Origin of the sequence: Bradyrhizobium sp. USDA 223 (genome assembly GCF_044909005.1) — a bacterium.
Lineage (GTDB): Bacteria > Pseudomonadota > Alphaproteobacteria > Rhizobiales > Xanthobacteraceae > Bradyrhizobium > Bradyrhizobium yuanmingense.
The window spans coordinates 3,108,124-3,130,963 of record NZ_JBIYDR010000001.1 but is presented as its reverse complement, the minus strand read 5'-3'; the positions used below and the strand labels follow the sequence as shown (position 1 = coordinate 3,130,963).

The following is a 22,840-nucleotide window of genomic DNA, read 5'->3' as shown; positions in this document are numbered from 1 at the left end:
TCTGGCGCATCTTGGTGTGCACTGCGCACGGTGACGTGCGAAGGGCATTGTCCACGTTTGGCGCGAGGAGTCTAATGGGAATGTGGCCGAGCGCGTCTTGTGGATGGTGACGCCGCCGGGTCAGGCGTCACCATCACGATCGGGTCGTAGGCCGGCTTCAGGCCGTCGCGGGTTGCAGTTTCGGCTGCCGCGACAGCGCCAGCACGATCAGGGCCGCGAACACGCAGAGCGCGCCGGCGATGAAGAAGGCGGGCAGATAGCTCTGATAGACGGTCCGCGAGAAGCCTGCGCCAAACGCCGCGGCACCGGCGCCGAGCTGATGGCCGGCGAAGATCCAGCCGAATACCAGATTGGCGCGCTCGGGCCCGAACTTCTGCGCGGTGAGCCGCACCGTCGGCGGTACCGTCGCGATCCAGTCGAGACCATAGAACATCGCGAACACCGAGAGGCCGTAGAAGGAGAAGTCGCTGAAGGGGAGGAAGATCAGCGAGAGCCCGCGCAAACCGTAGTACCAGAACAGGAGCCAGCGGTTGTCGTAACGGTCGGACAACCAGCCCGACATGATCGTGCCGAAGAAGTCGAAGATGCCCATTGCCGCCAGCAGGCTCGCTGCCTGCACCTGCGGGATACCGAAATCGAGGCACATCGGGATCAGGTGCACCTGCACGAGGCCGTTGGTGGAGGCGCCGCAGACGAAGAAGGTCGCGAACAGAATCCAGAACGCCATCGATGTCGAGGCGTCGCGCAGCGTGCCGAGCGCAACGCCCGTGATCGAGCCGTGGCTGACCGGCGGCGCCGGCAAAGGTTCGGTGCCTTCGTCGCCGAACGGCCGCAGGCCGACGTCGCTCGGCCGGTCACGCATCGCGAGCAGCACCGCCAGCGACGAAATAACGAGCATGATGCAGACGAGGCAGCGCGAGACGCCAGCCATAGCGTTCGGTGAGGCTCGCCAGCAGCGGCAGGAACACGAGCTGCCCGGTGGCAACGCTTGCGGTCATGATGCCGATGACGAGGCCGCGTCTTGCCGCGAACCAGCGCGTGGCGATGGTCGCGCCGAGCACCAAGGCAGTCATGCCGGTTCCGATCCCGATCACCACGCCCCAGAGGGCGATGAGCTGCCAGACCTCCGTCATGCCGAGCGAGAGCACGAGCGCCGAGACCACGATCAGCTGGGCGGCCAGCGTGACGTTGCGCAGGCCATAGCGGTTGAGCAGGGCGGCCGCGAACGGCGCCATCAGCCCGAACAGGATGAAGCGGATCGACAGCGCGGACGAGATCTCCGCCGTGCTCCAGCCGAACTCCTTCTGCAGGGGAACGATGAACACGCCGGGCGCGCCGACCGTGCCGGCGCTGATCAGCGCGGTGAGGAAGGTCACGCCGACCATCACCCAGCCGTAGTGGACGTTGCGGCGGGACAGTGCTGCCGCGAGCCAGTTCGAGATCATCGGGCCTCAACGTGGATGGGCAGGCCGCAACAGACCTGCGTCAGTGTAGAGAATGACACGGGATGTGTCTGTCGCAAATGACAGAGTTCCCTCGTTTTCGGACGTCTGCGTCAGCGGGCGCGGCGCTCCACCGCAATCGCAGTGGCTTCGCCGCCGCCGATGCAGAGTGCGGCGATGCCGCGCTTGAGGTTATTGGCCTCCAGCGCATGCAGCAGCGTCACGATCAGCCGCGCGCCGGTGGCGCCGATCGGGTGGCCCAGCGCGCAGGCACCGCCGTTGATATTGAGCTTCTCGCGGGGAATGCCGAGGTCGCGCTGTGCCGCCATTGCCACCACGGCAAAGGCCTCGTTGATCTCGAACAGGTCGACGTCGCCCGCACTCCAGCCGACCTTGTCCAGCAGCTTGCGGATCGCCGGGATCGGCGCCGTGGTGAACCATTGCGGCTCCTGGCTGTGGGTGGCGTGGCCCTTGATCTCGGCGAGAACAGGCAGGCCGCCCCGGTCGGCAAGCGCGCGCTTCGTCAGCACCAGCGCGGCGGCGCCGTCGGCATTGGCGGAGGAGGCGGCCGGCGTGATGGTGCCGTTGGCGCGGAATGCCGGCTTCAATCCGGGGATCTTGGCGGGGTCGACCTTGAGCGGATGCTCGTCATTGGCGATCACGCGCGGGCCGGCCTTTTCGGTCAGCGTGATCGGCGCGATCTCGGCCTTGAACACGCCGCCCTCGACGGCCTTGCGGGCGCGGCTCAGCGTCTCCATCGCATAAGCGTCCTGGTCCTTGCGAGTGAATTGATAGGCTTCTGCCGTGGCCTCGCCGAAATCACCCATCGAACGGCCGGTCTCGTAGGCATCCTCCAGGCCGTCCATCATCATGTGGTCGATGATGCGGTCATGGCCGACGCGATAGCCGCCGCGCGCCTTGGCGAGCAGGTAGGGCGCGTTGCTCATGCTCTCCATGCCGCCGGAGACGACGATGTCGGCCGAGCCGGCGCGGATGATGTCGTGCGCCAGCATGGTCGCTTTCATGCCGGAACCGCAGACCTTGTTGACCGTGGTCGCGCCAGTGGCGTCGGGCAGACCGGCGCTTCGCGCCGCCTGCCGCGCCGGCGCCTGGCCTTGGCCTGCCGGCAGCACGCAGCCCATGAAGACCTCGTCGACCTTCTCCGGAGCGAGCTTGGCACGCTCCAGCGCCGCCCCGATCACGTGTGATCCGAGCTTGTGCGCGGGGAGCGGCGACAATTCGCCCATGAAGCGGCCGAGCGGGGTGCGTGCAGCAGAGACGATGACGACGGGTTCGGCCATGACGAGACTCCCTGGCGATGACGTGTAAGATTATGATCATCATATGATGCGACGCAAAAAATGCAACCGCGGCAGGGATGAGAAAATGTCGTGGGCCGGATGAGATTTGGTCGTGCGTTTGGGGGGAGGTTGTGCGGGATGGGGATCAAGCGCTGGTCGTTCCACACACACCGTTGTCATCGCCCGGCTTGACCGGGCGATCCAGTATTCCAGAGGCGGCTATGATTGAGCCGAGAGGCTGCGGCGTACTGGATGCCCCGGTCAAGCCGGGGCATGACACCTTTGAAATGGAAAGAGTCTAACCCATCACAGCGCGCCTATCGCTTCCGGTTCACAAACGCGCCCATCAGCCGCGTCGGCTCGTCCGTCAGGAACGACTCGCCGAACACTTTCACGCTGAGGTTCACCGACTCCGTCAGCGGAAGTTCCTCCCATTGCCGCAGCAGTGCCTTCTGCGATCGCAGCGCCTCAGGGCCGCAATCGAGCAGCGCCTTCACTAGATGCTCGACCTCGGCATCCAGTTCGCCGGGCGCGGCGATCTTGTCGACCAGGCCCCATGCCAGCGCCGTCGGCGCATCGATATTCTCCGCCGTCATCACCAGCCAGCGCGCGCGGGCCCAACCGATCAGGCGCGGCAACAGCGCGGCATGGATCACCGAGGGGATGCCGACACGCACCTCCGGCATGCCGAAATGAGCGTCGTGCGCGGCGATGCGGAAGTCGCAGGCCGCGGCCACTTCGAGCCCGCCGCCGAGGCACCAGCCGGGCATGCGTGCGATCACCGGAGCAGGAAACTGGCGAACTGCCTCGCAAAGATCGCGCAGGCGGCTGATGAAGGCCTCGGCGGATGTCTGGTCGAGCCCGGCCATCTCCTTGATGTCGGCTCCGCCGATCAGGCTCTTCTCGCTCTGTCCGCGCAGCACCACGACGCGGATGCTGTGGTCGGATGCGAGCTGCTGCAGGCCTTCGCGCACGGCGTCGGTGACCGGCGAGCCGAGAATGTTGAGCGGGCCGGCGTTGCAGATCGCGACATGAACGACGCCGCGCGCATCGCGCGTCACGCCGCAATGATTGTTGAGCATTTCCATCGTCAAGTCTCGAAGCTTTCGTGGACATGCGCGGGGCGCGCCGGTCGGGATCACTTCCGGGCCGAAACACGCTTCTTGTCAAGCGGCAGGGAAGGCGGGTTGCCAGCGTGAAGTCCGTGGCATAGTATGATATCTATCATGTAAAGAGGCTGCCATGACCGGTGACGATCAACCCGACCTGTTTTCGCCTGCGCAGCGGCGCGAGCGCGTGGTGGACTGGCAGGTGCCTGCGCCGGTGGCGCGGGCGGCCATGGGCCTGTCGGGCATGGACACCATGCTGGGCATCCGCGACGGCCGGCTGCCGCCGCCGCCCTTTGCCAAGCTGATCGGGTTCACCATGGCCGTGGTCGAGCCGGGCCGGATTGTCATGGAACTGGAGCCGCGCGAGGATCTCGAAAATACCATCGGTCTGCTCCACGGAGCGACCGCGGCCGCGTTGCTCGATACCGCCATGGGCTGTGCCATTTCGACCCGGCTCGAAGCCGGCCTGGGCTCGGTGACCCTCGAGCTGAAGCTGGCGTTCCTGCGTCCGCTCTCAGTGCGTTCCGGGCTGATCTCGGCCGAAGGCAAGGTGATCAAGCTTGGACGCCAGACCAGCTATACCGAGGGCTTCGTCCGTGACGGCAAGGGCGCACTTGCGGTGCACGCAACCGCGACGTTTTCCATGATCGGCGGCAACTTGACATGAATTAATGCACCCATTTCGTCATTTGCGTGTTATGAGATGATCTCCGACATCCAATGAGCTCCGCATGCGCTATTCCCGGGAACACAAGCAGGAAACCCACGACCGCATCGTGAAGAAGGCCTCGGTGCGGCTGCGGGAGAAGGGTGCCCACGGTATCGGCGTCGCCGACCTCATGAAGGAGGCGGGCCTGACCCACGGCGGCTTTTACGCGCATTTCGATTCCCGCGAGGCGCTGGTGATCGAGGCTTTTGCCTACGCGATGGACCGTTCGATGGAACACTGGCGCAAGCTCACCGGCGAGGTCGCTCCGGAAAAGCGGCTGGCGCTGATCGCGGAAAGCTATTTGTCCACGCTGCATCGCGACAATCCCGGTCACGGCTGCTCGATTCCCGCGCTGGGAGCCGAGATCGCCCGCGAGAGCCCGAAGACACGCAAGGCCTTTGCCGGCAAGCTGGACGAGATGATCGAGGCCCTGACCGACACCATCCCGAACATGCCGCGCAAGGCGGCACGCAAGCAGGCGATCGCGACGCTGGCGACGATGGCGGGCACCATGCTGCTCGCGCGCATCGCCGGCTCGAGCGAATTGTCCGACGAGATGCTGAAGGCGGGCCGAGACCACGCGCTCGAGGGAGCGAAGCGTGAGCCCGCGAAAGCGACGATGCTGAAGAAGACGAAGAACTAGGCGAGGTGCCGTAGGGTGGGCGCGTTAGCGCCGTGCCCACGATCTTCCCTCCACGATTGAACCAGTTGTGGTGGGCACGCCACGAACCGCGCATCCGCGCGTCTCGCTGCTTTGCCCACCCTGCGGGAGTGGCAGTCTACCGCCCCGCAAACAACGCCCGCTCGCGCTCCACGATCTCGCTGATGTAATCGGCCACGGCCCTGATCCGCGCCAGGTCCTTGCTGTCGGCGTGCATCAGCATCCAGAACGTTCGCGTGATCGAGATCTCGTCCGGCAGCACAGCCACGAGCTGCGGATAGTCGCTCGCCATGAAATGCGGCAGCACCGCGATGCCGAAGCCTGAAAGCGTGGCGTTGAGCTGGGCGATCAGATTGGCGCTGCGGAAGCGCGCCGAGATTCGCGGCGACACCTGCGGCAGATAGTCGAGTTCCGGCGTGAACAAGAGTTCCTCGATGTAGCCGACGAAGCGGTGCTGCGTCAGATCCTGCCGCGAGGCGATTTTGGGGAAGCGGTCGAGATAGGTGGGGGCCGCGTAGAGCCCGAGGCGGTAGTCGAGCAGCTTGCGGCCGACGATGCGGCCTTCCTTGGGCATGGTCAGGCTGATGGCGATATCGGCCTCGCGCTTGGAGAGGCTGAACAGCCGCGCGGTTGCCACAAGTTGCAAATCGAGATCGGGATAGCGGTCCGCGAACGGCGTCAGCCGCGGCGCCAGGAAGGCGGTGCCGAACCCATCAGGCGCGCCGATCCGCACCGTCCCGGTCAGCCGCGCCACAGAGCCGCCGACCTGCTCCTGATTGGCAACAATGGTCGATTCCATGGCTTCGGCGCTGTCGGCGACGCGCTGGCCGGCCTCGGTGAGGAGGTAGCCGGTCTTGCGCCGGTCGAACAGCTTGGCCGAGAGGTGCTTCTCCAGCCGGTCGACGCGGCGGATCACGGTGGCATGGTCGACCCCCAGCTGTTTTGCCGCAGCCGACACCGAGCCGCCCCGCACGATGGCCAGCACGAAGCGAAAGTCGTCCCAATCGATAGCGCCTTGATCCAGCATTTTCGCACATCTATGGTGCATTATCTCAGACTTGAATCCTATAAAATGCAGGTCAATAGGATTTGTCAAAGCGACCACGCTCGGCCTGAAGGAGATCATTCCATGCGTTCAATCGGACATTTCATCGGTGGCAAGGAGGTCAAGGGCACCTCTGGCCGCACCGCCGACGTTTTCGAGCCGATGACCGGTGACGTTCAGGCCAAGGTGGCGCTGGCGTCCAAGGCCGAAGTCCGCGCCGCCGTCGAGAACGCGCGTGCCGCACAGCCCGAATGGGCCGCGACCAACCCGCAGCGCCGCGCCCGCGTCATGATGAAATTTGTCGAGCTGGTCCAGCGCGATTACGACAAGCTCGCCGAGCTGCTCGCGCGCGAGCACGGCAAGACCGTCCCCGACGCCAAGGGCGACATACAGCGCGGCCTAGAAGTCGCGGAATTCGCTTGCGGCATTCCGCATCTGATGAAGGGCGAGTACACCGAAGGCGCCGGCCCCGGCATCGACATCTATTCGATGCGCCAGCCGCTCGGCGTCGTCGCAGGCATCACGCCGTTCAATTTCCCGGCGATGATCCCGATGTGGAAGTTCGCGCCCGCGATCGCCTGCGGCAACGCCTTCATCCTCAAGCCGTCGGAGCGCGACCCCGGCGTGCCGATGCTGCTCGCTGAACTCATGATGGAAGCGGGCCTGCCGGCCGGCATCCTCAACGTCGTCAACGGCGACAAGGAGGCGGTCGACGCCATCCTCGACGATCCCGACATCAAGGCCATCGGCTTCGTCGGCTCGACGCCGATCGCGCAGTACATCTACGAGCGCGCCGCGCAGACCGGCAAGCGCTGCCAGTGCTTCGGCGGCGCCAAGAACCACGCCATCGTCATGCCCGACGCCGACATGGACCAGGCCGTGGACGCGCTGATCGGCGCCGGCTACGGCTCGGCCGGCGAGCGCTGCATGGCCGTTTCCGTCGCGGTCCCCGTCGGCAAGTCCACCGCCGACCGCCTGATGGAAAAGCTGATCCCGCGCGTCGAGTCGCTCAAGATCGGCACCTCGATCGATCCGTCGGCCGACTACGGTCCGCTCGTGACCCGCGAGGCGGTCGAGAAGGTCAAGAGCTACATCGACATCGGCGTCAAGGAAGGCGCGACGCTCGCCGTCGACGGGCGCGGCTTCAAGATGCAGGGCTACGAGAACGGCTTCTATCTCGGCGGCTCGCTGTTCGACAACGTCACCAAGGACATGCGGATCTACAAGGAAGAGATCTTTGGCCCGGTGCTCTCGGTGGTGCGCGCGCACGACTATAAGGAAGCGCTGGCGCTGCCGTCGGACCACGACTACGGCAATGGCGTTGCCATCTTCACCCGCGACGGCGACGCCGCGCGCGACTTCGCGGCCAGGGTCAACGTCGGCATGGTCGGCATCAACGTGCCGATCCCGGTGCCGATCGCCTATTACACTTTCGGCGGCTGGAAGAAGTCCGGCTTCGGCGATCTCAACCAGCACGGCCCGGACTCGATCCGCTTCTACACCAAGACCAAGACGGTGACCTCGCGCTGGCCGTCGGGCGTCAAGGAAGGCGCGGAGTTCTCGATTCCGCTGATGAAGTAATCCTCTTAAGGAGCGAGGCCGGATGCAGTTCGCTCTGAATGAGGATCAGATCGCGGTTCGCGACATGGCATTGGCGTTTGCGGCCGAGAAGATCGCGCCGCACGCGCTGCGCTGGGACGAGGAGAAGCATTTCCCCGTCGAGGTCATGCGCGAGGCTGCCACGCTCGGCATGGGCGGCATCTACATCCGCGACGATGTCGGCGGCTCCGCCATGGCGCGGTTCGACGCGGCGCTGATCTTCGAGGCGCTGGCGACGGGTTGCCCGACCACCTCGGCCTTCATCTCCATCCACAATATGGCGAGCTGGATGATCGATGCCTTCGGCAGCGATACCCAGCGCCACCAATGGCTGCCGAAGCTCTGCACCATGGAGCTGATCGCCAGCTACTGCCTGACCGAGCCGGGTGCCGGCTCCGATGCGGCAGCGCTCCGCACCCGCGCGGTGCGCGACGGCGACCATTATGTGCTCAACGGCCAGAAGCAGTTCATCTCTGGCGCCGGCGGCACCGACCTGCTGGTCGCGATGGTCAGGACCGGCGGTGATGGCCCCGGCGGCATCTCGACCGTTGTCATCGACGGCAAGACACCCGGCGTCTCCTTTGGCGCCAACGAGCGCAAGATGGGCTGGAACGCACAGCCGACCCGCGCGGTGATATTCGAGAACGCCCGCGTGCCTGTGGCCAATCGCCTGAGCGAGGAGGGCACAGGCTTCAAGATCGCGATGGCCGGCCTCGACGGCGGCCGTCTCAACATTACGGCGTGCTCGCTCGGCGGCGCGCAAGCTGCGCTCGACAAGGCGCGCGCCTACATGAAGGAGCGCAAGGCGTTCGGCAAACGGCTCGACGAATTCCAGGCGCTGCAATTCCGTCTCGCCGACATGGCGATCGAGTTGGAGGCCGCGCGCACCTTCCTGTGGCGCGCCGCCGCGGCGCTCGATCGCAAAGACCCCGACGCCACCATGCTCTGCGCCATGGCGAAACGCTTCGGCACCGATGTCGGGTTCGAGGTTGCCAACCATGCGCTGCAACTCCACGGCGGCTACGGCTACCTCAGCGAATACGGCATCGAGAAGATCGTGCGCGACTTACGCGTGCACCAGATCCTCGAAGGCACCAATGAAATCATGCGGCTCATCGTGGCGCGCAAACTGATCGAGGGCGCGCGATGAGTTCAGTGGAAGAGGGCGATCTAGTCGCCCGCGTCGAGGGCGCGGCCGGCATCATCAGGCTCAATCGTCCCAAGGCGATCAACGCCGTCACGCTTGAGATGTTTCGCGACATCGACAAGGCGCTCGATCGCTTCGAAGCTGATCCTGCAGTTGCCGTGATCCTGCTGGAAGGCGCCGGCGAGCGCGGGCTCTGCGCCGGCGGCGACATCCGCGCGCTCTGGGAAAGCTCGAAAGTCAATGGCGATCTCGGCAAGATCCTGTGGCGCGAGGAGTACATCCTCAATGCCCGGATCAAGAAATTTCCAAAACCCTATGTCGCCTTCATGGACGGCATCGTGATGGGCGGCGGCGTTGGCTTGTCCGCCCATGCCAGCCACCGGATCGTCACCGATCGGACGAAGCTCGCGATGCCCGAAGTCGGCCTCGGCTTCTTCCCCGACGTTGGTGGTACCTATCTGCTGTCGCATTCGCCGGGCGAGATCGGCACCTATTTCGGGCTGACCGGCCAGACCATGAACGGGCCGGACGCGATCCATGCGAAGTTTGCCGATTGGGTGGTGCCGGCGGCAAGATTGCCGGAGCTGCGCGAGGCGCTGACCGAGCTGCGGTCCGGTGCGACCGCAGCCGATTTCAGCAAGCTCATCGACGGCTTCGCCACCGGCGAGACTGCGGGGCCGGTCGCCGCCAGGGAGCCGGTCATCGATGCATTGTTCGGCTTCGACCGCATGGAGGACATTTTCGCTGCGTTAAAGCGCGATGGTTCCGAGTTCGCGCTGGCCACGCTGAAAACGCTGAACGAAAAGTCACCGCGCGGCATGGTGGTGACGCTCAAGCTGCTGCGGCTGGCGCGCACATCGTCGAGTCTGGAAGAGTGCCTGGTGCGCGAATACCGCGCCGCGCTGGAAGTGTTTCGGAGCGACGATTTCCGCGAGGGCGTGCGCGCCGCCGTGATCGACAAGGACCGCAACCCGACCTGGTCGCCGCCGCGGATCGAGGATGTGACGCCGGAGATGCTTGCACCCTATCTCGCCGACATCGGCCCGGACGAGCTGAAGTTCAATTAACAACGCGACAGCGGAGGAAACGACAATGGCCACGATCGCATTCATCGGTCTCGGCAACATGGGCGGCCCGATGGCGGCCAACCTCGTCAAGGCCAGCCACAAAGTGGTGGCGTTCGATCTCGTCGAGGCCTCGCGCAATCAGGCCAAGGCCGATGGCGCCAGCATCGCCGACAGCGCCCCCGCCGCGGTGAAGGGCGCCGATGTCGTCGTCACCATGCTGCCCGCAGGCAAGCACGTGCTCGGCGTCTGGAACGACGTCGTGCCCGCCATGACCAAGGGGGCGCTGATCATCGACAGCTCCACCATCGACGTTGAAAGCGCGCGGTCCGCGCATGCGCTCGCCGCCAAGCACGGCGTGCTCTCGGTCGATGCGCCCGTGTCCGGCGGCACCGGCGGTGCCAAGGGAGCAACGCTTACCTTCATGTGCGGCGGTGAGGACAAGGCATTTGCCGCGGCAAAGCCCGTGCTCGAGAACATGGGCAAGAAGATCGTGCATTGCGGCGGCGCCGGAGCGGGCCAGGCCGCAAAGATCTGCAACAACATGATCCTCGGCATTTCCATGATCGCGGTGAGCGAAGCCTTTGCGCTCGGTGAGAAGCTTGGGCTCTCGCATCAAGCGCTGTTCGACGTCGCTTCGACCTCGTCCGGCCAATGCTGGTCGCTGACCACCTATTGCCCGGTACCGGGCCCGGTGCCGACCTCGCCGGCCAACAACGATTACAAGCCGGGCTTTGCCTCGACTCTGATGGTGAAAGACCTCACCCTGGCGCAGGAGGCGGCCAAGGCTGCGGGCGCAGCGACGCCGCTCGGCAAGCATGCCCAGGAGATCTATCAGTCTTTCGACGCAGCCGGCCAGGGCGGGGTGGATTTTTCCGGAATTATCAAGCACGTTAGGAGTTTAGCCGGGAAAGCTTGATGACCACATTCCAGGAAGCACGCGCGTTCCTTCTGCAACACCGCACGGATTACGAGGCAGCGGTCAAAGGCTTCCGCTGGCCCGATCCGGTTCCTTTCAACTGGGCGCTCGACTGGTTCGACGTCGAGCTCGCGGCCAATGAGGACAGCAAGGATCGGCCCGCGCTCTGGATCGTCGATGCCGCTCAGGACAAGCAGACGAAGCTGTCCTTTGCGGCGCTTTCGAAGCGCTCGAACCAAGTCGCGAATTTCCTCCGCGCACAGGGGTTGAAGCGCGGCGATCATCTGCTGCTCCTGCTCGGCAATGTGGTTCCGCTGTGGGAGACCATGCTGGCGGCGATGAAGCTTGGCGTCGTCGTCATTCCGGCGACCACGCTGCTGACTGCCGACGAGCTGCGCGACCGGCTCGATCGCGGCAAGGCCAGGGCGGTGGTCGCCGCGCAGGATCAGGTGACGAAATTCGCCAGCTTGGGCGCCGAGAACGTCGTGCGCATCGTCGTCGGCGCGGCCTCCGACGGCTGGATTGCATATGACGAGGCGACAAAGGCCTCCGAGAGTTTTGCGCCTGATGGTCCGACCAACGCCGACGATCCGATGCTGCTGTATTTCACCTCGGGCACGACGGCGAAACCGAAACTAGTACGCCACAGCCAGCGCAGCTATCCCGTCGGCCATCTCTCCACGATGTACTGGATCGGCCTGAAGCCCGGTGACGTCCATCTCAACATATCTTCGCCCGGCTGGGCCAAGCACGCCTGGAGCTGCTTCTTCGCGCCGTGGAATGCGGGCGCGACTGTATTCGTGGTGAACCAGCCGCGCTTTGATGCGAAGGCGCTGCTTGCCACCATCGGCCGCTGCGGCGTCACCACGCTGTGCGCGCCGCCGACGGTGTGGCGGCTGTTCATCCAGGAGAACCTTGCCTCGTTCAAGGTGGCGCTTCGCGAGGTCTGCGGCGCCGGCGAGCCGCTCAATCCCGAAGTGATCGACCAGGTGCAGGCCGCCTGGGGCCTCACCATCCGCGACGGCTACGGCCAGACCGAGACCACGGCGCTCGCCGGCAATTCGCCGGGCCAGCCCATCAAGATCGGCTCGATGGGCCGGCCGCTGCCAGGCTATCGCGTGCAGATCAGCGATGCCGATGGTAACCCGGCCAAGGAAGGCGAGGTGACGCTGGTGCTAGGCGCCGACCGCCCCGCGGGCCTGATGCAGGGCTATCAGAGTGACGACGGCAAATTGTCCGGCGCCGAAGGCGCGCTCTATCGCAGTGGCGACGTCGTGTTCGCAGATGAGGACGGCTACTTGACCTTCGTCGGCCGCTCCGACGACGTGTTCAAGTCGTCCGACTATCGCATCAGCCCGTTTGAGCTGGAGAGCGTGCTGCTCGAGCACGAGCTCGTCGCCGAAGCTGCGGTGGTGCCGAGCCCGGATCCGATCCGGCTTGCGATTCCCAAGGCCTTCGTGCTGCTGACTGCGGGCGCAGAACGCTCGCCGGAAACCGCGCTATCGATCTTCAGGCACCTGCACGCGCGTCTGGCGCCGTTCAAGCGCATCCGCCGCCTCGAAATCGTCACCGAGCTGCCGAAGACCATCTCTGGAAAGATCCGCCGCGTCCAGCTACGACGGCTCGAACGCGACGACGATCGGGGCGATCCCTTGCGCGGCCGGGAATTCCGCGAGGAGGATTTTCCGGAGCTGGCGAAGACACGGGGCGAAACGTAGTGGAGCTTGTCATTCCGGGGCGATGCGCAGCATCGAACCCGGAATCCATTTTGCGGCAGAGCTTGCTGTCAAATGGATTCCGGGCTCGCGCTTCGCGCGCCCCGGAATGACGGCAATCGGAGTTGCCATGAACGAAGTCTGGAAGAAGCCGCCTGTTACGCTCGAGGCCTATCAGGCCATGGTCGGCAAGGAGATCGGCGTGTCGTCATGGCATCTGATCGACCAGCCCCGCATCGACAGCTATGCCGACGTGATCGAGGATCACCAGTTCATCCACGTCGATCCGGAACGCGCGAAGAAGGAAACCGCGTTCGGCACCACCATCGCGCACGGTTTTCTCACGATGTCGCTGCTGTCGATCATGTCCTACGAGGTGATGCCCGTGATCGCGGGCACCACGATGGGCGTGAATTACGGCTTCGACAGGTTGCGCTTCATCTCGCCGGTGCGCTCGGGCAAGCGCGTGCGCGGCCGCTTTGTGCTGGCGGAAGCCAAGCTCCGCAAGCCGAACGAATTGCAGTCCCGCACCAACGTCACGGTGGAGATCGAGGGCGAGGACAAGCCGGCGCTCGTCGCCGACTGGCTTGGGTTGATCTATTTCGCGTAAGTCCCTGGCCCGTCGTTGCCGGGCTTGACCCGGCAACCCATCGCTGCTCAAAAGCCTGTCGATTTTGATGGATGGCCGGGTCAAGCCCGGCCATGACGGCTAACATCTGGGAAACGCACTCATGGCAATCAGGTTCGACGGACGCGTCGCCATCGTCACTGGCGCGGGCAATGGTCTCGGACGCGCGCATGCGCTGGGGCTGGCGAGCCGCGGCGCGAAGGTCGTGGTGAACGATTTCGGCGGCGCGCGTGACGGCACCGGCGGCTCGCTGTCGCCGGCCGAAGCGGTGGTCGAGGAGATCCGCAAAGCCGGCGGCACCGCGATGGCCGACGGCGCCGACGTCTCCAATTTCGAGCAGGTCACCGCGATGGTCGAGCGCGCCACCAAGGAATGGGGCAGCGTCGATCTCTTGTGCGCCAATGCCGGCATCCTGCGCGACAAGTCGTTCGGCAAGATGGAGGTGGCCGATTTCCAGAAGGTGCTGGACGTGCATCTGGTCGGCACCTTCTATTGCTGCAAGGCGGCGTGGGCCGGCATGCGCGAGCGCAATTACGGCCGCATCGTGCTGACGACCTCGTCCTCCGGCCTCTACGGCAATTTCGGCCAGGCCAATTACGGCGCCGCGAAAACCGGCATGGTCGGCCTGATGAACGTGCTCGCCGAGGAGGGCCGCAAGAACGACATCCGCGTCAACATCATCTCGCCGACGGCGGCGACGCGCATGACCGAAGAGCTGCTGCCGCCGCAGGCGCTGCAACTGATGAAGCCGAACGCGATCACGCCCGCGGTCGAGTACCTGCTGAGCGAGGATGCACCGACCCGCACCATCATGGGCGCGGGCGCCGGCTCGTTTGCGGTGATCAAGATTTTGGAGAGCGAAGGCATCAACCTGCCGGAGAGCGAGTGGACGCCGGATGCGATCGCCGCGCATTTCGCCGAAATCAGCGACATGTCGAAGGCCAGGGCCCTGCAGGGCGCGTTCGAGCAGACGCAGAAATACGTCGCGCAGGCCGCAGCGCGAGCGGGGATCAAGCTTTAAGCGCGGCATAATCTCAGTCTCAGTCGTCATGGCAGGGCTTGACCCGGCCATCCACGTCTTCGTACCCGCGAACATCGCTCTTGTGGATGCCCGGGACAGGCCCGGGCATGACGACCTTTGGTTTGGCACGCGGCTCGGCCTAAACTCACGCCATGACCATCACCGCCCCCCATATCGCCGTGATCGGCGCAGGTCCCGCCGGACTGATGGCGGCGGAAGTGCTGGCGCAAGGCGGCGCCTTGGTCACCGTCTACGATGCGATGCCGTCCGCCGGGCGCAAATTCCTGATGGCCGGCCGCGGCGGGCTCAATCTCACCCACAGCGAACCGCTGCCGCAGTTCATGGCGCGCTATCGCGAGGCCGCACCGAAACTGCAGGCGGCGGTCGGGGCATTTTCGCCGGATGCACTGCGCGCCTGGAGCGAGGCGCTGGGCGAGCCGACCTTCGTCGGCAGCAGCGGACGCGTGTTTCCCAAGGCGTTCAAGGCCTCGCCCTTGCTGCGCGCCTGGCTGCGGCGGCTCGATGCCGCCGGCGTCCGCTTTGCGTTTCGCCATCGCTGGATCGGCTGGGACGGCGAGGGCCGGCTTATCTTTCAGACGCCGAAAGGCGTCTCCGCTATTGAAGTGAGCGCCACGCTGCTCGCGCTCGGCGGCGCAAGCTGGCCACGCCTGGGCTCGGACGGACATTGGGTCGACATCCTCGCCGCAAAGGGCATTGCCGTCTCAAAACTGCGGCCGGCCAATTCCGGCTTCACGGTCGCGTGGTCCAAAGTCTTCCGCGACCGTTTCGAAGGCCAGCCGCTCAAGGGCGTGGCGCTGACGCTTCGCGCGCACACGGTTCGCGGAGAGGCGATGATCACCCGCAGCGGTATCGAAGGCGGCGCGATTTACGCGCTATCGGCGGAACTGCGCGAGGTCGTGCTGAATCTCGGCCAGGCGACGCTGATGATCGGGTTGCGGCCCGATCTCGACGCCGCTGCGCTGACGACGCGGCTGTCAGGCACGCGCGGCAAGCAATCGCTGGGGAACTTTTTGCGCAAGGCCGCCCAGCTGTCGCCGGTTGGTATCGGATTGATGCAGGAGGCCGCCATCGCCTCCGGCCGCCCGCTGGCCGCGTTCTCGCCGGCGGAGCTCGCAGATCTGGTCAACGCTGTTCCGGTTCAGCTCACCGGAGTAGCGGCGATCGACCGCGCGATCTCGACGGCAGGCGGAATTCTGTTCGACGAGCTCGACGAGCACTTCATGCTGCGCAAGCTGCCGGGCACGTTTGCGGCCGGCGAGATGCTGGATTGGGAGGCGCCGACGGGCGGGTATCTCCTGCAGGCCTCGTTCGCGACGGGAGCCGCTGCGGGCAGGGGCGTGCTGGCGTGGCTGAAACGCTAACCACCGTCATTGCGAGCGCAGCGAAGCAATCCAGTGTCTCTCCATGGAAAGATTCTGGATTGCTTCGTCGCAAGAGCTCCTCGCAATGACGGCCGTGGGGACGCGCGCCTACCGCAGCTTCCCGCGCGCCGCGACCGGCAGCGTGCCGATGATGTCCTCGCCGCGCACCATCACCACCTCGTCCATCATGTTGACGACGACGCAGACGTGGTTCGGCACGATGCGGACGACGTCGCCGACATTAGGCCGCGTGTTGCTGCGGGAGAGATCGAGAAAGCCGTGCTCCTCGGCGAATTTGGCGATCTTCGCCTCGGGATGCTCCAGGATCAGCCCGTGGCCGTCGAGTCCGCCGGTGTCCGTGGTCAGCGTCTTCGAGCCGGCGTCGAGAATGCCGCGCTCGGGCGCGGCGCGGCTCACCACCGTCGAATAGATGTGCAGTGCGCAATCATCCCAGGTCGCCGAACCTGCGGCGACCTGCATGCGATCGTTGTAGATGTAGGTGCCGAAGCGGTGCTCGGTGCCGCCCTTGAGCTTGCCGATGTTGACGAGGTTCGGCGTGCCACCCGTGGAGACGATCTTGGCGTCAAGCCCGTGAGCGCGTACGCCGGCCAGCGCCTCGTCGTAGAATTTCTGCGCATCGCCCCAGCCTGTTTCGGTCGGATAGAGCATGAAGCCGGCAAACTCCAGTCCCTTGGATGCCGCGATCTCGCGTGCCAGGGCAATCGCCTCTGCCGGCGTTTCGACGCCGGCACGCTTGCGCCCGGTGTCGCATTCGACCACGACCGAGAGCGGGCGGCCTGACGCCGCAGCCGCCTTGAGCAGGCCGGCGACGACCGTCCAATTGTCGGCAGCCACCGTCATGTTGGCCTTCGCCTGCAATGCGCCGAGGCGGGCCATCTTCTCCTCGCCCAGCAGATTGTAGCTGATTAGGATGTCGTCGATGCCGGCATTGGCCATGATCTCGGCTTCGCCCAGCTTCTGGCAGGTGATGCCCTTGGCGCCGGCCGCAACCTGCATCTTGGCGATGGTCGGGTTCTTGTGGGTCTTGATGTGCGGACGGTTGGCGATGCCGGCGTCATCGCAGGCCTTCTGGATCCGCGCGATGTTGCGCTCGACCCTGTCCATGTCGATGACGGCACAGGGCGTGCCGTATTCGCGGGCGATCTTGGCGGCAAGAGTTGTTGTCATGAGTTATGCCTGTTCAATCTCTTCACGGAGCATTTCGAGTTCGAGCCAGCGCTCTTCGGCGGCCGACAGCTCTTCGTGGGCCTTCGCGATGGCAGCCGAGGTGTCGTCGAATTTTTTGCGATCTTTCGCATAGAGACTGGGATCGTCGAGCACGCGCTGCAATCTTGCAATATCGGCGTGCAGCGCTTCCATCTTCTTCGGCAGCGTCTCCAGCGCGTGCTTCTCGTTGAAGCTGAGCTTCCGCTTGGGCGCCGACGAGGGAGCGGCAGCGCGCTCCTCTTTTTTCTCCACGGGAGCTTGCGCCTTCGGCGCCTCGCGCTTCAAGTCGGCGCCACGTTGGCTCAGCATGTCGCTGTAGCCACCGGCATATTCGATCCACTTGCCGTTACCCTCCGGCGCAATCACCGAGGTGACGACGCGGTCGAGGAAGTCGCGGTCGTGGCTGATGAGGATCACGGTGCCTTCGTAGTCGCCAAGCATCTCCTCGAGCACGTCGAGCGTTTCGAGATCGAGATCGTTGGTCGGCTCGTCCAGCACCAGGAGATTCGACGGCTTTGCCAGCGCGCGCGCCAGCATCAGCCGGCCGCGCTCCCCGCCCGAGAGTACCTCCAGCGGTGTGCCGCGCTGCTCCTGCGCGAACAGGAAGTCCTTCATGTAGCCGACGACGTGCTTCGGCTTGCCGCCGACCATGATTTGATCGCCGCGACCGCCGGTGAGCGCTTCCGCCAGCGTCGATTTCGGATCGAGGCTTTCGCGGTGCTGGTCGAGCGTCGCCATCTCCAGATTGGCGCCGAGACGTATCGTCCCGGAATCCGGCTGCATGCCGCCGGTGAGCAGGTTGACCAGCGTGGTCTTGCCGGCGCCGTTCGGCCCGATGATACCGAGCCGGTCGCCGCGCTGGATCCGGGTCGAGAAGCTCTCGACGATCTTGCGCTCGCCGTAGGATTTCGTGATGCCCTTGGCGTCGATCACCAGCTTGCCGGACTGCTCGGCTTCGCTGGCTGCGAGGTTGGCGCTGCCGGCGGTGCCGCGATAGTTGCGGCGCTGGGCGCGCAGCGCATGCAGATTGGCGAGCCGCTTGACGTTGCGCTTGCGGCGGCCGGAGACGCCGTGGCGCAGCCAGTGCTCCTCGTCGACGATCTTGCGGTCGAGCTTGTGCTGGTCGCGCTCCTCCTCGGCCAGCACCTCGTCGCGCCAGCTCTCGAACGAGGCAAAGCCGCGGTCGATCTGCTTGATCCTGCCGCGGTCGAGCCAGGCGGTGGAGCGCGAGAGATTGGTCAGGAAGCGGCGGTCGTGGCTGATGATGACGAGCGCGCTGCGCCTGGAGTCGAGCTCCTGCTCCAGCCATTCGATGGTGGCGAGATCGAGATGGTTGGTCGGCTCGTCCAGCAGAAGAATGTCGGGCGAGGGCGCCAGCACGAAGGCTAGCGCCGCGCGGCGTGCCTCGCCGCCGGAGAGGTTGTGCGGGTTCTCCTCGCCGGTGAGGCCGAGCTGCTCCAGGAGATAGCGCGCCTGGTGCTGGTCGTCCCCCGGCGCGAGCCCGGACTCGACATAAGCGAGCGTGGTCTTGTGGTCGCCGAAGTCGGGCTCCTGCGGCAGATACCGCACGGTGGCGCCGGGCTGCACGAAGCGTGTGCCGGCGTCAGGCTCGACCAGGCCGGCCGCGATCTTCAGCAGGGTCGACTTGCCGGAGCCGTTGCGGCCGATCAGGCAGACCCGTTCGGATGGCGCGACGTTGAGCTCGACTCCCGACAGCAGCGGCGTGCCGCCGAAGGTCAGCCTGATATCTTTGAGTTGGATCAGCGGCGGGGCCATGGCTAACCTTGGCTCGTTGCGGCCTGATCTGCGCGGCGGCGCTGGATCCGGCGCAGCGTCTGGTCGAGCGCCGAGAGGAACGCGGAGCGGTCTCGCGGCGAGAACGAGCGCGGGCCGCCGGTGACTTCGCCGGCCGATCGCAGGTCCGTCATCAGATTGCGCACCGCCAGCGTCATCCCGATCGACTCTTCGGTGAACGGCTTGCCGTTCGGCGCGATCACGTCGGCGCCCGCCTTGACGCAGCGGCTGGCCAGCGGAATGTCCGAGGTCACCACGACGTCGCCAGGTTTCGCGCGCTCGGCGATCCAGTCGTCGGCGGCATCCATGGCGCTGCCCGCGGCAATGCGCTCGATGAGTGGGTCTTGCGGCACGCGAATGAAATTGCCGGCGACCACGCTCACGGGCACGCCGTGCCGGATCGCGACGCGATAGATTTCGTCCTTCACCGGACAGGCGTCGGCGTCGACATAGATGCGGGTCGGGGTCTCGGTCATTCCGCCGCGTGGTACCGCATTCGGGCCGCAAAGGCGAGGGGATTGACCCCAGTTCCTCAGGCCCTACGATCGCTCCTGAAACAACAATAACAGGGAAAGGCCAGTCATGCCGAACCGGCTCGAAACCTATCGCGTCGAGGCCTACAACACCGCCAAGCAGTCCGAAAACAAGATGCACGACGACAATGTGGCCCGCCGCTTCGGCTTTTCCGGCGGACTGGTCCCCGGCGTCGACGTCTTTGCCTACATGATGCACGTGCCGATCGCGCGCTGGGGCTGCGATTTCCTGTCTCGCGGGCTGGTCGAGGCCCGCTTCATCAAGCCGGTCTATGACGGCGAGACCGCCGATGTCGATGCCACCGAGCACAACGGCCTGCTGACCATCGAGGTGTTCAGCCGCACCGAGCTCTGCGCGACCGGCACGGCCTCACTGCCGACCGCCGTGCCAACGTTGTCGCTCAGTGACTATCTCGAAGTCCCCGCCATCGCCGAGCGCAAGCCTGTCAGTCCTGCGACGTTCGAGCTGGGCAAATGGCTGGGCACCACGCCGCGCCGCTGGGCAGGGCAGGATGCGGCCGACTATCTCGCCGATGTCAGGGAGAAGGATCCGATCTTCGCGCGCGAGGGGCTCGGCCACCCCGGCCTGATCCAGCGCGTTATGAACCGCGTGCTGGTGGACAACACCATCCTGGGTCCCTGGATCCACGTCGGCAGCCGCATGCAGTTGCTGTCCGCCGCGCGCGCCGGCGACGAGATCACCGCGCGGGCAAAAGTCACCGCGAACTACGAGAAGAAGGGCCACCGCTTCGTCGAGTTCGACGCGCTGGTCGTCGCTAACGGCACGACGCCGCTCGCGCTTTGCCAGCACACCGCAATCTACCAGCCGCGCGAGCAGGCGGCGGCGTAGGCTGGAAGGCAAAGCCGCCGCTCCAAAGACGGTGTCATTCCCCGCGGAGGCGGGGAATCCAGTACGCCGCGGCGGATGTGGTGAAAGCGAGGTCTCCAACGCGCGCCTCTGGAATACTGGATCGCCCGCCTTCGCGGGCGATGACAGCATTGTTGTAGAGTTGGAAGGGCAGCCTTAAGCCGCTTTCGCCTTCGCCTCCTGGATCGCGCGCCACACCCGCTCTGGGGTCAGCGGCATGTCGATGTGCTTGATGCCGTACTCCGACAGTGCATCGAGCACCGCGTTCACCACCGTCGACAGGCTGCCGGCGCAGCCCGCTTCGCCGCAGCCCTTGCTGCCGAGCGGATTGGTGGTGGCGGGCACCGGGTGATCGCCGACCGTCATGTTGGGGACGTCCTCCGCGCGGGGCAGGGCGTAGTCCATCAGCGAGCCCGTGATCGGCTGGCCGCTCTCGTCGTAGCGGATGTGCTCCATCAGCGCCTGGCCGATGCCCTGGACCACGCCGCCATGGAGCTGGCCCGCGACCAGCATCGGGTTGATCACCGTGCCGAAATCGTTGACCGCGCTGTAGCGCACGATCTGCACTATGCCGGTGTCCGGGTCGATCTCGACCTCGGCGACGTGGCAGCCGTTCGGGAACGCCGAGGCGACTGGATCGCTGGTGTGGTCGACATCGAGGCTGTCAGGCACGCCCTCCGGCACTTTGCCGTCATGCAGACGCTTGGCAAGCTCCATGATGTCGATGCTGCGATCGGTGCCGGCGATCGTAAAGCTGCCGTCGGCAAACTCGATATCGGCTTCGGACGCCTCCAGCATATGTGCGGCGGCGCGCTTGCCTTTCTCGATGACGAGCTTTGCGGCACCCACGATGGCCTGGCCGGTCGCAGTGATCGAGCGTGAGCCGCCGGTGCCGTTGCCGGCGTGGACGATGTCGCTGTCGCCCTGCACGAGCTTCACGTTCTCGAAGGGGACGCCGAGCTGCTCGCACAGCACCTGCGCAAACGGCGTGGCATGGCCCTGGCCGTAATCGAGCGTGCCGGTGATGAGCTGCACGGTGCCATCGGGATCGAACACGATCTTGCCGAGCTCGGGGCTCGGCGGCGCCGTGACTTCGAGATAGGAGCCGACCGCAATGCCGCGCAGCTTACCGGCCTTCTTGCTCTCCTTCTTGCGCTTGGCGAAGTTCTCGTGGTCGGAGATTTCGAGCGCCTTGTTGAACACGGCCTGGAAGTCGCCGCTGTCGTAGGTGACGCCGGAGGACGCCGCGAACGGGATCTGGTTCGGCTTGATGAAGTTGCGCTTACGCAAGGTCAGCCGATTGATGCCCATCTCGTCGGCGGCGCGGTCGATCAGCCGCTCCATGTAATAGTTCGCCTCGGGCCGGCCGGCGCCGCGATAGGCCCCCATCAGCGTGGTGTTTGTCAGTACCACCTTGATGTCGACCGCCATCAGCGGCGTGCGATAGACGCTGGAGAAGTTCTTGCCGGTGTTGAGCGAAAGCGGCCCCGGCGCGACGCCGGTGATGTAGGCGCCGAGATTGCCGTAGCCGGAAAGCTTCGCCGCGAGGAAGTGCCCCTCGGCATCGAGCGCGAGCTCGGCATGGATCTTCTGCGCGCGGCCGTGGCTGTCGGAGAGGAAGCTGGTCGAGCGCTCGTCCAGCCACTTCACCGGGCGTCCCAGTGCCTTCGCCGCATAGAGAATGCACATGTACTCGGGATAGTTGATGTTCTTCATGCCGAAGGAGCCGCCGACATTGGCGGTGAGGATGCGCACCTTCTCGTTCGGCACCTTCAGGTTCTTGGCGAGGTTGGCGCGGTTGCCGGCAACGCCCTGCGTCGGCACCTGAAGCGTGTAGCGCTCGGTCTTCTTGTCGTAGGAGGCAAGCCCCACGCGCGGCTCCATCGAGACGACGGCAACGCGGGTGTTCTCGATGTCGAGCTTGGTCACATGAGCGGCGCTGGCGAAGGCGGCGTTCACCTTGTCCATGTCGCCATAGTGGTAGTCGAGCGCGACGTTGTTGGGGATGTGGTCATAGAGCTGCGGCGCGCCGGGCTGGGCGGCTTCCTCGGGGTCGGTCACCGCCGGCAGCGGCTCAATGTCGAGCTCGACCGCCTCGGCCGCGTCGCGCGCCTGGGCCAGCGTCTCCGCCACCACGAAGGCGACGGGATCACCGACGAAGCGGACCTTGTCGGTCGCCAGCGGTTGGCGGTTGGTCTGGAGGAGGGGCGTACCATCGCGGCTCTTCAGCGGCAGGCCGCAGGTGAAGGGACCGTAGCCGGCGGCATCGAGATCCTTCCCGGTCCACGCCCCCACCACGCCCGGCATCGCCTTGGCGGCATCGAGGCCGATGCTGCGGATGATGCCATGGGCATGGGTCGAGCGGACGACCACGGCATAGGCCTGGTTGGGCAGGTTGAAATCGTCGGTGTAGCGGCCCTTGCCGCGCACCAGCGTGTCGTCCTCCTTGCGGCGGACCGGTTGCCCGACGCCATACTTTTGCAGTGCAATAGCGTTCTCGAGCGTCGACGATTTGGTGTATTCTTGCATGGGAATTGACCTGAAAAGCCGGTATTTGCGCATTTTCGCGGCAGCGGAGCACCGGACTCCCTCAGATAACCCACCACCCCCGTTCACGACAACGCACGATTGGACATGGTCCCATGTGATGCGTTGTTGCGCAGGCCTGCCGCGCTG

The 22,840-nt window shown here is 65.4% G+C and carries 18 protein-coding genes and 1 pseudogene; 11 read left to right on the top strand and 8 right to left on the bottom strand.

The annotated features are described in order from the left end of the window. Window positions 1–157: 157 nt before the first annotated feature. The 3 genes and pseudogenes from ABIA40_RS14575 to ABIA40_RS14565 all read right to left on the bottom strand — a co-directional run bounded on the left by ABIA40_RS14575 (window position 158) and on the right by ABIA40_RS14565 (window position 3,831). Window positions 158–1,445 (bottom strand): annotated as a pseudogene (locus ABIA40_RS14575) (MFS transporter). Between the two features lie 110 nt (window positions 1,446–1,555). Further along, window positions 1,556–2,743, bottom strand: coding sequence for an acetyl-CoA C-acyltransferase (locus ABIA40_RS14570; protein WP_271547144.1), 1,188 nt, complete (start codon window positions 2,741–2,743; stop codon window positions 1,556–1,558). A gap of 317 nt (window positions 2,744–3,060) precedes the next feature. Beyond that, window positions 3,061–3,831, bottom strand: coding sequence for an enoyl-CoA hydratase (locus tag ABIA40_RS14565; protein WP_271547143.1), 771 nt, complete (start codon window positions 3,829–3,831; stop codon window positions 3,061–3,063). A 154-nt stretch (window positions 3,832–3,985) separates the two neighbouring features. Between ABIA40_RS14565 and ABIA40_RS14560 the strand changes: the two genes are divergently transcribed. Further along, window positions 3,986–4,519 carry a PaaI family thioesterase gene (locus ABIA40_RS14560; protein WP_157282220.1) on the top strand — a complete coding sequence of 178 codons (534 nt, stop codon included), beginning with the start codon at window positions 3,986–3,988 and terminating at the stop codon, window positions 4,517–4,519. Window positions 4,520–4,583: 64 nt separating this feature from the next. Beyond that, window positions 4,584–5,204 carry a TetR/AcrR family transcriptional regulator gene (locus ABIA40_RS14555; RefSeq protein WP_157282218.1) on the top strand — a complete coding sequence of 207 codons (621 nt, stop codon included), beginning with the start codon at window positions 4,584–4,586 and terminating at the stop codon, window positions 5,202–5,204. A 136-nt stretch (window positions 5,205–5,340) separates the two neighbouring features. Here ABIA40_RS14555 and ABIA40_RS14550 read toward each other — a convergent pair whose 3' ends face one another. Continuing rightward, window positions 5,341–6,249 carry a LysR family transcriptional regulator gene (locus ABIA40_RS14550; RefSeq protein ID WP_271547142.1) on the bottom strand — a complete coding sequence of 303 codons (909 nt, stop codon included), beginning with the start codon at window positions 6,247–6,249 and terminating at the stop codon, window positions 5,341–5,343. Between the two features lie 102 nt (window positions 6,250–6,351). Here ABIA40_RS14550 and ABIA40_RS14545 point away from each other — a divergent pair, with 102 nt between their 5' ends. The 8 genes from ABIA40_RS14545 (at window position 6,352) to ABIA40_RS14510 (ending at window position 15,742) form a co-directional block, all read left to right on the top strand. Next, on the top strand, window positions 6,352–7,848 hold the full coding sequence (locus tag ABIA40_RS14545) for a CoA-acylating methylmalonate-semialdehyde dehydrogenase (RefSeq protein WP_036001072.1): 1,497 nt from the start codon (window positions 6,352–6,354) through the stop codon (window positions 7,846–7,848). A gap of 22 nt (window positions 7,849–7,870) precedes the next feature. After that, window positions 7,871–9,016, top strand: coding sequence for an isobutyryl-CoA dehydrogenase (locus ABIA40_RS14540; RefSeq protein ID WP_404541702.1), 1,146 nt, complete (start codon window positions 7,871–7,873; stop codon window positions 9,014–9,016). After that, the gene (locus ABIA40_RS14535; RefSeq protein ID WP_271547140.1) at window positions 9,013–10,080 is read left to right on the top strand and encodes an enoyl-CoA hydratase/isomerase family protein; all 1,068 of its coding nucleotides are present in this window, start codon (window positions 9,013–9,015) and stop codon (window positions 10,078–10,080) included. The genes ABIA40_RS14540 and ABIA40_RS14535 overlap by 4 nt, the downstream gene beginning before the upstream one ends. Then, entirely contained in the window at window positions 10,076–10,996 is a 921-nt protein-coding gene (gene mmsB / locus ABIA40_RS14530; RefSeq protein ID WP_271547276.1) for a 3-hydroxyisobutyrate dehydrogenase, read from the top strand. Before ABIA40_RS14535 ends, mmsB begins: the two co-directional genes overlap by 5 nt. Next, window positions 10,996–12,714 (top strand): AMP-binding protein, encoded by a 1,719-nt coding sequence (locus tag ABIA40_RS14525; RefSeq protein WP_271547139.1) that lies wholly within the window; start codon window positions 10,996–10,998, stop codon window positions 12,712–12,714. The genes mmsB and ABIA40_RS14525 overlap by 1 nt, the downstream gene beginning before the upstream one ends. A gap of 127 nt (window positions 12,715–12,841) precedes the next feature. Next, a complete protein-coding gene (locus tag ABIA40_RS14520) occupies window positions 12,842–13,321 on the top strand; it encodes a MaoC family dehydratase (RefSeq protein WP_404541700.1) in 480 nt (159 codons plus the stop codon). A 121-nt stretch (window positions 13,322–13,442) separates the two neighbouring features. Continuing rightward, the gene (locus ABIA40_RS14515) at window positions 13,443–14,360 is read left to right on the top strand and encodes an SDR family NAD(P)-dependent oxidoreductase (protein ID WP_404541698.1); all 918 of its coding nucleotides are present in this window, start codon (window positions 13,443–13,445) and stop codon (window positions 14,358–14,360) included. Window positions 14,361–14,512: 152 nt separating this feature from the next. Next, a complete protein-coding gene (locus ABIA40_RS14510) occupies window positions 14,513–15,742 on the top strand; it encodes an NAD(P)/FAD-dependent oxidoreductase (protein WP_404541695.1) in 1,230 nt (409 codons plus the stop codon). A gap of 108 nt (window positions 15,743–15,850) precedes the next feature. On the opposite strand, the gene ABIA40_RS14505 is transcribed toward ABIA40_RS14510, so the two are convergent. Genes ABIA40_RS14505 through ABIA40_RS14495 form a run of 3 tightly spaced genes read right to left on the bottom strand, consistent with a single transcriptional unit; the run spans window position 15,851 to window position 19,239 of the window. Then, a complete protein-coding gene (locus ABIA40_RS14505) occupies window positions 15,851–16,930 on the bottom strand; it encodes a D-TA family PLP-dependent enzyme (protein ID WP_404541693.1) in 1,080 nt (359 codons plus the stop codon). A gap of 3 nt (window positions 16,931–16,933) precedes the next feature. Next, on the bottom strand, window positions 16,934–18,745 hold the full coding sequence (locus ABIA40_RS14500) for an ABC-F family ATP-binding cassette domain-containing protein (protein WP_404541691.1): 1,812 nt from the start codon (window positions 18,743–18,745) through the stop codon (window positions 16,934–16,936). 2 nt (window positions 18,746–18,747) lie between these two features. After that, entirely contained in the window at window positions 18,748–19,239 is a 492-nt protein-coding gene (locus ABIA40_RS14495; RefSeq protein WP_404541689.1) for a YaiI/YqxD family protein, read from the bottom strand. Window positions 19,240–19,345: 106 nt separating this feature from the next. On the opposite strand from ABIA40_RS14495, the gene ABIA40_RS14490 reads away from it, so the two are divergent. Next, a complete protein-coding gene (locus ABIA40_RS14490) occupies window positions 19,346–20,146 on the top strand; it encodes a hypothetical protein (RefSeq protein ID WP_404541686.1) in 801 nt (266 codons plus the stop codon). Between the two features lie 174 nt (window positions 20,147–20,320). On the opposite strand, the gene ABIA40_RS14485 is transcribed toward ABIA40_RS14490, so the two are convergent. After that, window positions 20,321–22,693, bottom strand: coding sequence for a xanthine dehydrogenase family protein molybdopterin-binding subunit (locus ABIA40_RS14485; RefSeq protein ID WP_404541684.1), 2,373 nt, complete (start codon window positions 22,691–22,693; stop codon window positions 20,321–20,323). Between the last annotated feature and the right edge of the window lie 147 nt (window positions 22,694–22,840).